The organism is Zhongshania sp., from assembly GCF_041584495.1.
Taxonomy (GTDB): domain Bacteria; phylum Pseudomonadota; class Gammaproteobacteria; order Pseudomonadales; family Spongiibacteraceae; genus Spongiibacter.
Map to the genome: position 1 here is coordinate 1 of NZ_JBFHDY010000033.1, position 16,605 is coordinate 16,605.

7 protein-coding genes are annotated in these 16,605 nt (G+C 51.6%); 1 reads left to right on the top strand and 6 read right to left on the bottom strand.

Annotated elements, in window-relative coordinates:
• Positions 1 to 310 (top strand): hypothetical protein (locus ABYP33_RS07815; protein ID WP_373090171.1); only part of this gene is annotated, 310 nt, incomplete at its 5' end.
• 953 nt (positions 311 to 1,263) lie between these two features.
• On the opposite strand, the gene ABYP33_RS07820 is transcribed toward ABYP33_RS07815, so the two are convergent.
• From ABYP33_RS07820 to ABYP33_RS07845, 6 genes are all read right to left on the bottom strand, one after another.
• Complete coding sequence (locus ABYP33_RS07820) at positions 1,264 to 2,391, bottom strand: acetyl-CoA C-acyltransferase (RefSeq protein ID WP_373090173.1); 1,128 nt, start codon at positions 2,389 to 2,391, stop codon at positions 1,264 to 1,266.
• A gap of 234 nt (positions 2,392 to 2,625) precedes the next feature.
• Positions 2,626 to 4,890: a CapA family protein gene (locus ABYP33_RS07825; RefSeq protein ID WP_373090175.1), complete on the bottom strand. Its 2,265-nt coding sequence runs from the start codon at positions 4,888 to 4,890 to the stop codon at positions 2,626 to 2,628.
• Between the two features lie 175 nt (positions 4,891 to 5,065).
• Positions 5,066 to 6,316: a M23 family metallopeptidase gene (locus ABYP33_RS07830; RefSeq protein ID WP_373090177.1), complete on the bottom strand. Its 1,251-nt coding sequence runs from the start codon at positions 6,314 to 6,316 to the stop codon at positions 5,066 to 5,068.
• A gap of 210 nt (positions 6,317 to 6,526) precedes the next feature.
• Positions 6,527 to 10,609: a hypothetical protein gene (locus tag ABYP33_RS07835; RefSeq protein WP_373090179.1), complete on the bottom strand. Its 4,083-nt coding sequence runs from the start codon at positions 10,607 to 10,609 to the stop codon at positions 6,527 to 6,529.
• 4 nt (positions 10,610 to 10,613) lie between these two features.
• Positions 10,614 to 15,767, bottom strand: coding sequence for a hypothetical protein (locus tag ABYP33_RS07840; RefSeq protein WP_373090182.1), 5,154 nt, complete (start codon positions 15,765 to 15,767; stop codon positions 10,614 to 10,616).
• Positions 15,757 to 16,605 carry a hypothetical protein gene (locus tag ABYP33_RS07845; RefSeq protein ID WP_373090184.1) on the bottom strand — a complete coding sequence of 283 codons (849 nt, stop codon included), beginning with the start codon at positions 16,603 to 16,605 and terminating at the stop codon, positions 15,757 to 15,759. Before ABYP33_RS07845 ends, ABYP33_RS07840 begins: the two co-directional genes overlap by 11 nt.

The following is a 16,605-nucleotide window of genomic DNA, read 5'->3' on the forward strand; positions in this document are numbered from 1 at the left end:
GAATACCCGTGAAAGAATGACGGAAATAACGTTTACACTCCTGACAATGGTACTTGGGTACCCGCAGGTGCAAGGTCATCACTTGATTCCCTTGGCGGGTGTGCTTTACCGTCCTGAGATGCGTGGCCTTAATCCTCAGGCCATTGCCCTGACAATGTTTACAAGGCGGCCTGTGCACAGGCTTTGCCCAGACTTCGATCCCTTTCCTGCGAACTACCCGTTCAATCTCAAGGTCAGGTATGCCTATAATTCTTCCTGCGTGGGACATCGGTATTCTCCATCAAACTGTTTCTTCGCAAATTCAGTTTAATGAATGCCGGTGTCCCCCGTTAATGATGAAGAGCCTTCCGGCGTACCCAAATTAGGGGTAGCTGCTTTACCGCGAAACTAACTGCACGATCACTATTACGCGTCTTGCACTTCGTCTTCCTCCACTATCTTCGCAAAATGTGGATATGGCGAAACATCAAAGTCTTTATCCAACTCGAGCGCTCTCTTCATTAGCTTAGGATGGTCAATTGAAGCTGATCTCTTACTGGACGGGGTACTCATATTCGCCTCCATTTGGCTACCTAGCTGACTCAATATTACCGCTGTGTACTCAGGATTGTAAGAGCGACACTCACACCTACAATACCTGGCTTAACCAATTTTTTTTAAATAGTTTTAATTTTTCATTTTATGATAAAAACACCGACAGCTTATGCTGAAAATAGTCGTCGATAGTGAAGACAACCATCGCAAAGAGATTGAATTTACGGCGCCAGTGATCACAACCGGATATGCCACTCGGTCCTGAGCAGACGGAAGTGCACTTCTACCCGAGTCCGGGCCACAACAGGAACCGGAAATTCCTCCGGCGCCGCCTGCGGTTAAACCGGAAGTGGCGGTGAAACCGAAACCAAAGTCCAACATGCAAGCGCCACATAAGTTTCGACAAGAAAAAGCAGAGATCACTCCACCCGGAGGGGAGAAACCGGCCAGCGCAGCCAGTGCACAACCCTAGCCCAAGCCTTCTATGGAGATGCAAGGTAAAGTACCCGAATTCGTGGTGCTGGTTGAATTTTTCTGGAAGCGTTGACTCTTTGGAGTGAGCTAAAGGCAGGGATGATAAACTACCCCGCAAGCTTAGGCGCGGCTCATATTTTTTACACGGGTTTAATAGCCGCAAACAGACTTTTCGCAGGCAGTGTAAATGAAAATAAAAGAACAAGGGAGGGACGAGTAAAACGAGCCGCCCCAAACGGAGCGACTCAATTGGACTTAAACTAGCTCAATTGCCACAGCGGTGGCTTCGCCGCCGCCAATGCAAAGACTGGCAATGCCACGTTTCAAACCGCGATTACGCAAGGCGTGAATCAAGGTCACCACAATGCGCGCGCCAGAGCAGCCCAGCGGATGCCCTAACGAACACGCGCCGCCATTCACATTAATTTTTTCTAGCGGAATACCTAAGAGCTTATGGGGTAGCAAAGCAACCATGGCAAAGGCTTCGTTTATTTCGAACAAATCGACATCGCCCGCACCCCAGCCAAGACCTTTCAGCAATTTTTCAACCGCGTACACCGGCGCAAGAGGAAATTGCTCAGGCGCACCGGCATGACGAGCATATGCCAGAATTTTGGCCAAGGGCTCAGCGTCTAGGCCGCTACCAATTAATAAGGCCGCGGCACCGTCGGAAATGGAGCTGGCATTGGCAGCCGTTATGATCCCCTCTTTGGAGAACGCGGGGCGCAATTGACGAATCTTTTCGGGTCGCGCATTGCCCGGTTGCTCATCATCACTGTGGCCATCGTGAACGGCAATCTCGTTTGCGAATGCACCCGACTTTTGTGCTGCCAGCGCGCGCTCTAGCGACATTAGCGCATAGTCATCGAGTTCGTTGCGGGTAAACTGATGCTCTGCTGCAACTTGCTCAGCCACCAAACCCATTAACTTACCGGAATAGGCATCCTCAAGGCCGTCGACAAACATAGCATCACGCAGCTGGCCATGACCTATGCGATAACCCTGGCGGGCGCGATCCAAAAGATACGGCGCCAAGCTCATGTTCTCCATACCGCCGGCAATCACCAGTTTGCTGCTACCCGCGTTGATTTGATCCATGCCGCTCATAATAGACTGCATACCTGAGCCACAGACTTTACTGACCGTTACACAGGGCGTCACCTCGCTCAAACCGGCTTTTAGCGCTGCTTGCCGCGCAGGCGCCTGACCAATACCGGCAGATATCACATTCCCCATCAGCACTTCATCAATGCGCTCGGCAACATCAAAGCCTTCACACGCGGCTTTAATTGCAGCTGCCCCTAACTCCGGCGCGCTAGCCTTCACAAACTGGCCGTTTAAGCCCCCGAGAGCGGTTCGTTTGGCTGAATAGATAAATGTCATGGTTGAGTCCTGTCTCGTAGAATCGAAGGGGTTCTAAGCGATGATTGATGAATCAACAACTTAGACTCTGTATGGCGCGGCGTCTTTGGCGTCAATATCAAACGCGCCTGAATTCAGGGCCGCAAGCACATGCTAACAAGTGCCGAGTTTTGCAGCGAACAATAATACCATAGCCACTATCGGCACGGTAAACACTATGCAATGCTACAACATCACACTCTGGACGTTGCTGCATTACAGGCCAGCCGGTTGATGGCGTCGAAAACTAAGGCTTAGCGTCACTTGCCCCGGACTGCCGGTAAGCCGAATAAACTCGAATGGGTTTGGCGTAGCAATTAAACTGCCGAGCGCAGGCTTAGCCTCCCAATTGACGACCGCAACATCGTCAAACACGGCCAAGCCTTCGCCACGATTCGGCGGTGCTTGCTTAAGGAATACACGTACTGCGCGCGCATTAAACTCACCCTGCTTTGCTGCGCCCGCTTTCGCAATTTCCGCCGGCATATTCAATTGCACGTTGAAGGCCTGCCAGTCAAAGCTGCCACCTGAATGGGAATACAGCTGTTCGCCACCAAAGGTGAGTTCGCCAAAACTTGCGTAGTATTCAGCGTCGACACTAATCTCCCCCGCATTAACAGCTTTAACATAGCCGTATAAGCTCACGTCTTTATTGGGCGCATCTAGCTCGTCGCCCACCACCCGAATTCGATTGCGGTACGCCGCTATTGTCGCGCCGCTGTGTTCAACCCCACGGGTTAAGCACAGTGCCGCATTGCCGCGGTAGGCATGGGACTGACAAACGTAGCGCGATTCAGACTCCAGATTCCAGCGCGCCGCCTCCTGCACATCTTCGTCCCCGTCCCAATCTTCAAAATCACCGTATAACATTTGGTCTCGCCCAAGCTGCACACTAATACCGGTGTCAGCCGTGACCATAAACAATGAGTCAGCACTCAACGCCAAGTCCCGCAAATCAACGACCGCACTGCCGGTCTCTGGAATTGCGATTGTAATTTGCACAGTACTGTCCACCGCTACGGCATCTTCCGGGGTTAACGCTACCCAGCCTTGGCCTTGGTAGGGGTACACCAGCAAGCCCATCGTTGACAGTTCGCCAATTCTACGCAGAAATTTATTGGCTAAATTTCCGCTAATTAAACGTGGTCGGTAGTCTTCAAGATACACCGGCAACATGCGCAACTGCTGAGTGTCTTCGCCAACCATATCAACCCGAGCAATTAGGCCCAGCAGTGTTTCCTGGCGGTCTTGGTCAAAGGCCAAATTACCTAGGCCCAACACTGCAATTTTATTTTGAATCAAGCCCACCCCTTGGGCGACATGGGGGTGGTGCGCAATGACCATTTGCGCGCCATTGGCCAACACATGATTCATTGACGAAAGCATAAAAGTACTCGGCGTAAATGCGTATTCAACACCACCATGCAACTGGGCGAAATTCACAACGCCAGCACCCCTTTCCGCATTCAAAACGGTCGCAATATCGTCTTGACGACTCAAATCTGCCGCCCCACCTTTGACCTCAGTCGCGACATAGCTAACGGGGTGTTCATTTCCAGTAATTGATGTGCCAGAAAAAAATGAATAATTATTTCCCTTCAGCAGGTGACGACTCACTGCCATGGCCTCCGCTGAATTCGCCCCTGCGCCGCTGTGCGCGATACCAATGGCATCAAGATTTTCGAGCGTATCTAACGCACCCTGCTCCTGATAATCAAACAGATGGTTATTGCCTAGCGACACATAATCGATTCCCGCCCACGTCAAGGCTGGCAAACTTTCGGGCAGGGTAAAAAAAACAAACTCTTTGGTGGGATGCGGTGTGTCGGGGCGGTGAGTGCAAGGCGTTTCAAAGTTAATCACCCCCCAGTCAGCGTCTACATAATAGGGGCGTATCCACTGCAAAACAGACTGTGTGCCCGACTGAGGGCTACTACTGAGAATAAGCGCGCCCGGCTGATCCTTTGGCACTTCATTGCGCGCCGTACTTTCTAAAGGATCTAGATAACGACGGCCAAACGCGACATCACCACCAAACACGAAGCGCAGCTGCTGGTCGCGATCATCGGTTAATATCACGTCGCCCATCTCACGGGACGACTCGACGAGCGGAGCCAGTAAATTTACCACGGCAAATTCACTGCGGTAGCGGGCCGCATCAATTCGCAACAAACGATTGCGGCGCTCCAAGTTGGTTAAACTAAAGTGGCCATCTCCATCACTTACACTTGTAATTCCGCCGCCATTAACAAAGCTTAGCTGCGCCATTGCGACCGGCTCACCCGCGAGATTCACCACCCGCCCACTGACACTAATCGGCGTACCTCCATAGTTAGTGCGATAATCTCGCTCAGCGCTCGAATACTGCGTGTTCAGATTAACGCCGCCAGGCCCACCGGCACCGCAGGCGAGCAAGCCATGAATAAGAGCAAGACTAAGCAGGGGCTTACCCGCACCACAGATTAGCCGTGAATAACTCATGTTTGGTATCCCCATACCGCTGTTGAAGTACTGATGGCCGCGTTAATAAAGCCGCAGTTATTGCGTTCAGACATAGTACAGCATGTATGCCTTAATGGCCTCGTGGCGTGCGCAGGAAAAAAGGGCGCTATCACGGTCGTGAAAACGCCTTTTAAAAAGAACTGCAACATCAGCCTTAGCGCACTTTATTGTGAATAGCTGCGCTGGGCGCTTCGACCAACGCAGCTGCTTCGAATCCGGCCTCGCGCGCACAGTCGCCCCATTCGGCAAACACTTGTTGTCCTGCAACATCGGTCGCCTCAGCCACTAAACATGTCAATGAGGGCCCTTGGTCATCACTCAATACCGGCGCAAAGCTCAGCGTCAGGCCATACACGCTACTATAGGCATTGAATTGATCTGGCGCGATGTATTGGCCATTAAAATACCCAATACTCGGGTCTGCAGGGTCATGAGCATCTAAATGAATATTTGCCAAGTACGCGACAGGATGATCCTCGGCATAGGGGCAGTTAGCAAACGACGCCCACGAATAACTTACCGAGTCTTTGTGAGAATAATCAAAATTATTCTGTTCAAAGTCTAGAAACGTCGGATGAGCATAGAAGCCACTATCATCAGGGCTATTACCGGGCTGTATCACCTCTTGATACTCTCCCGCATTGGCACGCCACCGGTAGGCGCGCACACTTACTTTCACCAAATCCAGACGCTGGCTCGCGGCCGCTTGCTCAATCCGCAGACTCACTTGCATCGCATTGCCTCCTAGCGATTGCACTTCGCTGAAGGCGACCGTTATTGGATTGGATTGACTACGGTTATAGGGCAATACCCGCAAGGGATGTACCGCATCGCGCTGCCAACGCGAGTACAAATCAGCTGGATTAGCGTCACGAACTTCAAAATGCAGGTGCGAAAAACCAGAGGCACTGACACCGGTATACCCAATTAAATCGCCCTTATTCACCTGGGCCTCGCTGGCGACAACCCAAGAAGCCAAGTGCATGTAATTACTATAGTAACAGCCACCGCCGGCACGACAGCTACTGGCACCTGGGCGCCGGTGTTCGATTTGCACCAAGGGATCGGAATACGCACTGTGCTCTCCGGCAATCAGCACCTTACCAGCGCTAACGGCAAAGACCGGCGTATTTATTGCAGTAGGAATATCAATGCCGCGATGGTAATCATAACGATAGCCAGCAGAGGCCTTTTGCCTAGGGCCAAAGGTTGAGGACAACGGATAATCACTGTACCCAGCACTGCCTTGGCGATCGACTGGGCAACCGGCTGTCGCCTGCCAATTTACCGGTGGTGATTCACTGATACGACCACAAAGTGGCCAGTTAACACTATCATCATAACCACCGGCAAATACCCCCGTGGCATTCGTTAACACGACCAATAGCGCTATTACATATTTCATACTCCCTCACCTGCCGTGCTCTATGAAGCGCCATAAAACCATGTAAATTATAATGTAGGGAGAACTTTATCTTTATTTGCGGTCCGTCTCACACAAATAAGCTCACGCACTCAGTGCCTACCAGCCCCGCAACCATCTGTTTAATTCATAATTACACCTATTTTAAGCACATGACGTCTATGTATTTTATTCTTCAGCCCGCGCCCCGGTTTAATCATTACCGCGCAACCACCCGCCCTTTTGATCACGCGTGAGTTTGCGTAATTCTACTGCAGCGCGTTCATAACTAATGCGTTCATTAATGAGTTCACGGTAAATTAAATCTGCTTTTTTGCGCCGTTTAATCGCTTCACCAGCGTCGAGCACTGACTCGACTATATCAATCAACCAAAGCAATAGCGGGTGGCGACGATCCGAATCGCCATCACCCTCCTCGCCGCGTGCGGCGGGAAGGCTCTCTTTCAAAACGCGTTTCGCACGTTGCAACTCTACCTGGCTCTCTTCATTTTTCAGCTCAGGGCGACTGTCAGCATCTTGCAGTAAAGCGGTCAAATACTCCTGTTCGAGCACATCATAATGCGTCGCACCAGCCAAATTCCGCAGGGCTGGCAGCGCATTCTCTAATACCCCGCTTCGTATCATTTCGCCTAGGGCATAATATTTATCCCAGGCCTGACATTTGTATACAAAATCCAAGCCCGTGCCTTTAATATTTTGCATACCCATTAAGCGATTAGACAAACCCGGTGGAGTATTGTCGATAATCTTATTAACAACGTCATTACCGTCGGCATGAAAATCTTCTAAAACAACAATGCTCTCTACAAACCAATCGCCAAGTTGCCGGCTAATACTACTTATATCGTGACTTTGAGCACAGCTCACAAATTCTTCCAAGCGTCTAGCATCGTATTCAAACTGCTGTCTGACTTCAGCGCTATAGTCAAAGTGACTGGCAGTTAATAAGCCGCGAAGCGCCGCGCAGTCACCTAGATCGTTAGCTCTAGCGGCAAGCTCCGTTAAGCCTAGCCCCTCTAGCATTGCAACTAGCCGCCCCTGCACTTCAACAAAACATTGCGGCACTCTTAGGCGCTTCGCAATCGAGACTAAGCGGGCACCGGCTGTAACAAGGTCCACCGCCTGCATTGTTTGCTCAATATACGCCAGCCACGCGCTGTGCAAATAGTTTTGCAGACCATCTAAATTATCGCCAATCAAAATATGTCGATCAGCGCTAAGCTCCTCTGCAATAAGTGCAGCAAACACCTTTGACCGCGATACACGATCAGCGCGATTATTAATTAAGGTGCTCACCCAAATTTGAGGATCAACCGCCAGACTGTGTTTATCAAAACTGAGTCTGCGCCAATTACTTAACGATGCCAGGCGTTCATTGGCCGACATACCATTAATAAAACTCAAGTGCCGCCCTCGCACTTGCGCTGGAGGAAACACTTTGAGCACACCAATATCTGGCACCATATTGTCGGCCATTTCTTTGTACGAAAAATCCCGAGAAACCCCTAACGTTTCGGCCATCGTTGCCACAAGGGCAATATTATTGGGGTGTTCTTCATAGGGAAAGCGCGTGAGTATGTCCTTGGGAATACGCGCCGCTTGCCGATAATCGATATAGTGTATTTCCGTATTTTTTGCCTTGGCGGCGTCTTCAAGCAGGGGCAACATACTGACTTCGGTCGTCAGCATGACCGCATTACGCGGCACAAATTTTTGCATTACCTTGGGTATTTCAATGCCCGACGGCCCCTGCAAATCTTCGTGGTCAGGGTAGCAGTTGGTCACCGTGGAAATATCATCGCGCATCCACTGCTGCTGCAGTATTTCAATGTAGCGAGGGGTTAAGCCCATACACTCCCAGAGAAAGGTATTAGCGCCCAACTTGGCGGCCATTCGCACCAGGTTAACCTGCTCCCAAATTGTGGCTTTATCATAGGGCCGAAATAAAAATAACTCTTTCATTGGCGCATTCGCCGGCGCATATAAAAACATCGCCTCGCAGCCGGTAGTTTTGGAAACAACGGAGTATCCCAAACCGTTTACCAAGGCGGCCTTTAAGCGCTCGGTACCCGATTTCCCCCGCGACCCCCAACCACCAATCACCAACGGCAAACGCTGCCGCGCGCGACGCATTAAGCCCCCCATGGCTAAGTGCCTGGAGAAAAATCCTGCGGCAAACACAAAGCAAAACAAGGCCAACTGACTTAGCGTATTATGATAGACCGAATACAAATACTGCTGCGCAGAAAGTAAATATTCATCTAACGCCACCGGCACAGGAATAAAGGCGGGGAAGAAGCGCTTAATCCGGGAATCGACTGGCGCAGACTGGCGCGGCCACTCACTATATGCTTTTATCCGCACGGTAAAGCCAAGTGCAGTCACGGCCTCTAGATAGCGGCGAGGATCTTGTTGATTTTGGGCATTGCGCAATGCCGCGTAGTGCGCAAATTTCCAACTCAGCATGAGTTTCGCCCGAGTGCGTTGCCACACGCTATCAGGCGGCACCAGCTCAGTAATTCCCTCCGCGGTGTAAATACAAAGCGTCTTCGTTGGCCAGCTGCTATCCAGCGCCGAAATCAGCTGATCGGGCAGTGGCAACCACGGTCGCCAACCACCCTCGTCGTCGATGTAAAGTGGCTCGCCCGGCACAGTCGTTGGGCTCATTTCACAGAGGCCTTCAGGGGGTGCGTAATCGATACCGCTAAAGACCTTACCGCGCCAGTGAGGGTAGTTTTGACGCTTATCTGTCGCGGGGTGGCGAGTTTCATGAATGACCCGCCAGAAACGCAATTTTTCTTCATAGCCCGCTGTTAACAGCACTGAATTTTTAGACACGCGGGCATCCAAACCATGGCGTTTACGACCAATTAGTGCCAGTGCCCGCCCCAATTCCTCGCGGTCACTACCTGCAGGAATTTTTAGTCGTACACTGTCGTGCATAGCCAGCGAACTGGCGCCATGTTGTAAATATCTTAACAGCGAAGGCGCACCGTGAATTGCCCACAAATCCTCGCGACTAATGGCGGCAAAACGCCGGATACTTGTGAGAGGGTGATGTTGATTGAGTTCACTCAGTGCATCACGTAGCGTGTCATAACTGCTATCGTCACCAGCGGCTTCTTGTAGCTGCCGATATAACTGCGGGCAGTATTCGATCCATGCACGAAGCAGCAGTTCGCTTTCCTCGCCCTGTAAACGCTCAAGCAAAATAGACAGTAAATACCTAGCGCTTACTTTACCGGCGAGCTGAGGTAGCGTAAGCACCAACTCCATCCGCACAGCGGAGTCGTGATCGGCGGCAAAGCGGGGCAACAATTCCGCGACCAAATCACTTGGTAATGACAACAGTCCGTTAATCAGTGCCTGGCGCACAAAGCCGCTTGAATCATTTGGAATATCGCTAAGCAAGGTGCGCGCTCCTGGAATGCGCTGAAAATGCTCACAGAGTACCGACACCACGCGATAGCGATAGAATATTGCATCCGTGCTCAAGGTATCCTGGAGCCGGAATGTAACCGCACTGGCAAAGTGTTCAGGCTGAACAAAGGCTATTACGTTTAATGCCTCGCATTGCAGCCATACCGAGCGACGTTGATCTTGGCAAATTTGATATATATAACTCAGGGTATCTGCCTGTAGCGGTAAGTTCTCCGCAGGCAGAGTACGCATACTTTTTGACAAGCAATCAAATGCTGCTTGCACCAAGCGCCGGCTTCGACGGTGGGTGCAATAGGCCAAGGTATGCCCTTCAATATCTAGACGGCGCCAATGTGCTTGAATCAGCTCCCCGTTACTATTGCCGACATTTTCAACAAACAAACCGGCGAGTAAATTACAGAGCATTACCGCCTTTTGCTCTAATTCTGATATACGTTTTAAGTAACGATCGCGTATTGCCTCCACGCCAAACCAGCGCGAAAGTGCCCGTAAATCACCCCGCACCTGACGGCGACTGCAGCCAAGTTTGTTAAGGTACAAGGCAATATGATAACGTGTATCTGCTTCCGACGTGGCAGACTGGTACTCCTTGAGAAAAACCGCATACCAATTTTCTTGCTGATTGATATTGCGCTCTACAGCCTCCAATTCCTTTACCAATAATTCTAATATCCGCAGTCGTAAATCAGGTAGATTTAAGACATCGGCTTTTACATCGAACTGATTTAAGAATACGCGTGCGAGTTCCGTCACCGGCTTGCTATAGATCGGCTTATCGATTGCCGATAATTGGCTTAACAGCAGTTGTTCGATGACCTTCAATTGCTTTTTCATTGCGCTATTCCATTACACCTAGGCCATCACGCTGGTAGCGATAGCGCAACACTCGCAAATCTCTAAAAACGGCTTCTCGTAGGCTGTAATCCGTCAAACCGCGACGATGGTGAGCATCTAAGCTCAGTTCGAACCCGGCTTCGGGACCGCCAGTGCCATCATTAATCCGCAAATACGCGCGTGCATGCCAACGCCAGCGCGGCTGCCACCAGACCCGTTCAAGGGCTACACCCGCAGCTTGCTGCAAATAGGCATTTTGCCGATCGCTGTCGGCGAGGTACTGACTAAGACTGTAATCGAGGTCTATTTTCCAATTACCATATAACTGTTGCCATGTCACCCCCGCTCTTACGCTATCACCCACGTCATCATCGCTATGCTGATTCCCGGTCAACGTCAATTCACTTTGTAATAGTCCGTCGCGATAAGGCGCATAGTCTAGGCCCAGCTGATAGCGCCAACCGTCGCGATGGGTGTCGCGATAGCGATTAAAAACATCAAAATCCATTGTGCTAGTATCAACACGCTGAATATCCGCTAGGTCAAGACTTAACTCATGCGCGAACACGCTAAACTCATGAGTTAAGCGCGTTTTATAATTAAAATTTCGAGGCATTTTCAGCGTAAAATCACCGTTCAAAGACCACGCCTGATCTAACTGACTGACATCACTTTGCTGGTAATAAGCATCCATTTTAAGGTGCGCAGTCCACGGCCTGCCGCCGGGGTAAATATCTAACCAGTTTTCACTGCCGATAGAAGAACTGCCGCTATCAACGCGGCGTTCAAACACATCACTGCGCCAATAGGCATGCTCCCAATCGTCCAGTTTCTTACGCACGCGCACGCCCAATTCCATTGCGCGCTGCTGCTCCGCGTCGGCCTGTAAGCCAAGAACACTGCGTTTGCTGTGTTTGGTGTAGCCACCAAGTGTAGCCCAACTGGTGTATCGTGGCAGCTCATCAAATAAGCCAATGCCCAAACCAGTAACATTAACGTCACCCTGCACTCTTTCAGCGTCTTGTGTCACCGTCATTGTCGGCTGGTAAAACCGATAATCTGGCAATTGCGGCTCAGCCGCTGTGCGCGTATTTACTTGGCGACGGGAATGCACCCGAAATAAACCGTCCGAAAGCTTAAATGCGGCGGCGACATTGATCTCGCCACCCGGATGGAACAGGTATTTGCGCTCGACCCGGTCGTCACTAAAGCGGTCTATACGCAGCCAACTTGCATCGTGAATATACATTCGCAGCGGTGCCGCAGCACTGGCCGCCAACACGCGGGTTTCACGCTCCTGGTCAACGCTAACCCACTCGCCAGCACGTAAATATTCAATTTTAATGCTCGCAAGATGTTGACGCAGCGGGTTCACAAAGGCCATTACCACGCGGTGTTCACCTTCTGGCAAGGGGAATTCGCGAACAGTATCTTGCTCTCCCAGTACTAGTTGCGCGAGGGTTTGCTCATCAAGTCCCAGTGTTAATTTTGCGGGAACGGCGCGGCGGTAACTCGGTGTCACTGCGCGCAGGCTAAGCCGCAACCGCGAATCTGGCGGGGCATCAATATAGACGGCAAGACTGTCGCCGCCCCGCAACTCCATGCGCTCTGGCGGGGTGTTTGTTACCACGCGACGCAGTCCCGCTGACTCGGATACCCCAGGCCACTTACGCGCCAACTTAACACTACCAGCCATACTTAAAATCGTTTCTTCTTTGCGCCATTCACTGCTCTCATTAAGCATAACCAGTAAATTTGCCACCTCCTCATGCTCGCGCCGCGCATAGGCATCTGCCTGTAAGGACGCAAAGGTCGCCTCAGATATAACACCGCCGTGGCGTACGTTAAAAATGGCGGCCAGCAATTTGATCTGCAATTGCTGCGCCGCCGGCTTTACATCGGCTTGGTAATTCGTCGCGAATGGACTCACCAACGACTGCGTAGCCTCAGCAATTTGCGATTCCGTAATCGCCGGCCAAACCGTGACGTCTACACCTTCATTACCCGCTTCGCTAAATTGCGGCCGACAAAAAGCGTTAACCTGCAGTGCATGCGGCGCGGATACCGGCGACGTCTCACCACGATTAACATGGCTTATGGTGTGGTCAATATAAACTTGCCGCTGGTCACGACACGGCAGGCCCAAGGCGTTTTGGCGCAACGCCGCTATTGCCAAATTAGACTCCTGCAATTGTGCCAATATCGCCCCGTCGTCACTCAGTAATTCGAGTTCACCCTCGCCATGCCACTCAATATCCACAAAATACCGTTGTCCTGGGTACTCCCTACTGGGCGGCGGGGGTTGTCCTAGAACATGGGTAGTACTGGCCACGCTGCCAAGCAGTGGCAAGCGATACCATTGCTTATTAATACGCAAACGTAACCAGCGGTCTAATCTCACTTCTACGTTATCGTGCACCACACGTACTTCCAATCGTAAGTGACGATCACCCCGCAAGGAATAACGCAGTGAATCAAGCCCACTTATACGGTAGCGATGGTAGGGATCATCCTCGCCGATACGATCAACACGCTGTAAATAGGCGCGCCCGTTCTGAGCGCTATCTATCTCCCGCCAGCGCGTCCAGAGCGAGCGCTCGGGCAGTGCCATCAGCGCGCGCGCGCGCTGCGGCTCACTATCGTTTAACAGTTCGCGCAACTGCGCCGCCGCAGCCCCAGCGAGTTCCTTAACGTGCTGACGCGCTTCGGTAAATTGCCCTTCACTCACTAATGCATACACCTGCCAATACGCCACCGCGTCCGACGACAAAGTGTTAAGCTTAGTGTTGAAAGTGTCTTGCCAGCCCTCTTCCACCGCGGCGCGAAGCAGCACATCGGCAATGAGCTGCTTATTTACATTTGAGGCATTAGTCGCCTCGCTTTCAGCCCTTGCCTCTACCTCACCAGCCTGGCTTCGCTGCCACGCTAGCCCGAGTCTCAGGGCATTGCCACTTTGGCCATTTTTAAACAAATAATGGATAACCACGCTTGCGGAACGCGCATCGCCGCGCTGCAGAAACGTCACTATTGCCAACATATCGAGGGCGTCGCTATCGCCCGCGTCACTATAGCCTTGTCGTAAAATCTCACTCGCGGCTTTACTTAATGCATCGCCGCCGTTGAGCAAATCAAATTTTAATAAGGACTGTGCCAAACTGTGCTCGGCCATCGCAATTAATATGTTATTGCGCTCAGCTAAGGCCGCAATAGCAACTGCACTATTTTCTGAATTCACTCTACGATTGGCATCGATAAATTCGCTCAAACTCGGCCCGCTTACTTGCGCCGCCATCTGCGCTTGCTCCTGGTAAAAGCGATTGCGGGCGGCATTGAGCTCCCGCGACGTTGCCGTGCTGGCCAACCACTGGTCGCGGGCGCGGTGTAAATCCGTCCGCAGGGGCCGTAAGTCCCGAGCCAAAGGCGCGGGCAAACTCGGTGCTATTGCATCCGTCCGCAACCAATCAAGCACTGCCGTTGTCGACACCGAGTCCAAAAAACCGAGAAACGCTTGCTCGCTAAGCGGCTTGGGCTTAGCTACCTCATACTCCACGCTGATATACGCTGTTTCTGTGCCTTTATTTTCAATTTGAAATTGCTCTTCATCCGCGCTGAGCCGCCACTGATAGCGCGCTATCGCAATATGCTCATCAGCAAGGCGCGTATTGACCAAGGCGTTTTGCATCATGGCCTCCGACCACGCGACCTTCACATCAGCAGTACTGAGAACCTTTAGCGGTATGTTTTGCTGCGCGCTGGTATAACGCAATTTTTGGCTCACTGAATTAAGTGCAACCGACACCCGTAAATTGCGGCTCGTTGTCGGCCTTGGCAAATTAAAGCGCGCTCGCCCCCCTGCCGGTAGCGCAAATATCTCTTGGCGGTCAGCGGGTTTAAGTGCGGCGCTATGCCAGTAGGGCGGCTCGCTTATACCGGAAAACATAGCGAGCCAGCCCTGCTTACTCGGCTTTTGCGTATAAGGTACTAACCAGCGCCGTTGGCTGGCAAAACCCGCGGCTTGCGGCGGTAAGACACGAAAATAGCGTGTCCAAGCTGAGGGATAGAGCTCATCGTCGTTTAATATCCGCGCGGCCGATTGATTCCAGTGAGCGCGATCATCTGCGGCTTGGGCAAGCAGCTCCTCGGCGAGTCGTTGCTGGGTTTGGGGCAGTGCTAACGCCGCAACACGACGAGGATCATTTTTGCGGTTAAACACAAAATCATCTTTTGCGGCGCCGGTAACCCGCAAATAAACGGCGCTGCTGCTAACAAGCTCTAGCTCGGCAGCCTGAACCTTATCAATTGGCAGCGCCAATTCAATACGCTCACTCAATAACAGCCATTGTTTGTGACTGCCACGCCATGCTTGACGGTGATCCAAGCGCGCTGTAAATGTCTGTGTCTGCCACTCACCGTCCTTTATACGCCATTTAATATCGAGATCGGCGGCACGCCCTAGCGGGAGCGGCAAACGCAATTCCAGGTGAGGAAACTCCAGTTCCGGTACAGTAATACGCAACAATTCTTGCGCGGGGCTGAGCTGGTAGTGCTGCCGCTCGCCATTACTGCTGTGCAGCCACACCGCTTTTGCGCTGGCGTCGAGATAAACCTCCCGACGCTGGAGAATGTCAGGCAATGGCGCGGGCTTACCCAGCCACACCGACAGGCTATTATCTAAACAGCCATGCGTTAATTCTAGGCCTGAGGACTCAATCTCAGGAGGCAGCTGAGTGAGTTGTATAAAGGCGCTACCGCTAAGCGCGATGAAATACTGTTGATGCTTGGCCAGCGCTAAAATTTCATTTTCAGCAAACAACAAACCATCCTGGCTACGCATTACCCGAATACGAATAGGCTGATCGCCATTGCGCAAACGTAGCCACTGCGCATTTTCAGTGGCGACCAATAAGGTGTTGCGCGCCTCACTGGCCTTAAACGTCGGGTCAGCGCTTCGCACTGACGTGTTCGGCGCAAGACGACACTCACCATCGCTCGCACTGCGCTGATCCTCAGGTGGGTGTGCAGAAGCCCGCCACGCCTCCACCTCAGTCCAGTGCAAATAGTCACCATAAAGATGCTGATAATAATCTTGTGCCACGTCAGCAATAGCACCCACCGGCACCATTAGTAGCGCTAGCAAAAACCACACATTAACGCGCATAAGAGCTCAAACATTCATAGAGCTGGGCTCGGGCGTTGCGGTCATCACGTAACAGTTGACGCGCATTTCGCGACAATTCCAAATGCAAAAATCCGCGACTGTGCATCGCTCGCATTGCCTTACCCACGCTATTAGTGGTCGCGCCCAGTTCATCAATATGGTCTGGGTATACCGCAGCCGTCAGCCCAGTGTGCGCCTGCGCACACTGACTAAGCGTATGTAATGCCGAAGTACTACGAGCGGTGCCATTACTCACAATTAAATCGACCCTTTGATTAGCGGCTTGACGTTTTGCTTTAGCAAAACCATGAATTTGCACCAATACTATATTGGCCTTTGCCAATACTGCCGCCCTCGCCATGGCAGTGAAATGACTACGGGGTAGATGAGCCAAATCTGCCGAGACAACATCGGAATCACTGTGACGATTACTACTGTTTAAGCCTAGCGCCAGAAAGTCGTGCTCGGTAAAGAGCAGACGGGCAATTTCACCGGTGTCACGGTCATAAAATTGATGTGGCGCCTGTATAATTAACTTAGAAAGCGACGCCGTTGCTATGCGGTAATATCCCCAGCCCTGTTTAGCACCGTCCAGACCAATTTCAGAAATGGGTGCGTCATCACACCGCACTAGACCTGACGCGGGCAGTTTCTCAGTCCAATTATCGGCCAACGGTTGGCGTAGTACCGTATAAAATAATTGTTCTGCCCCCCACAGTGTCTCCGTATCCGGCTGGCTATAGGTCGTATTTTTGCCCATATCACTACAGCCCTCCGCCGCCATTAAACTAATGCTAAACATCATTCCGAATAGCAAGCCCGGCTTTATTAATCCCAT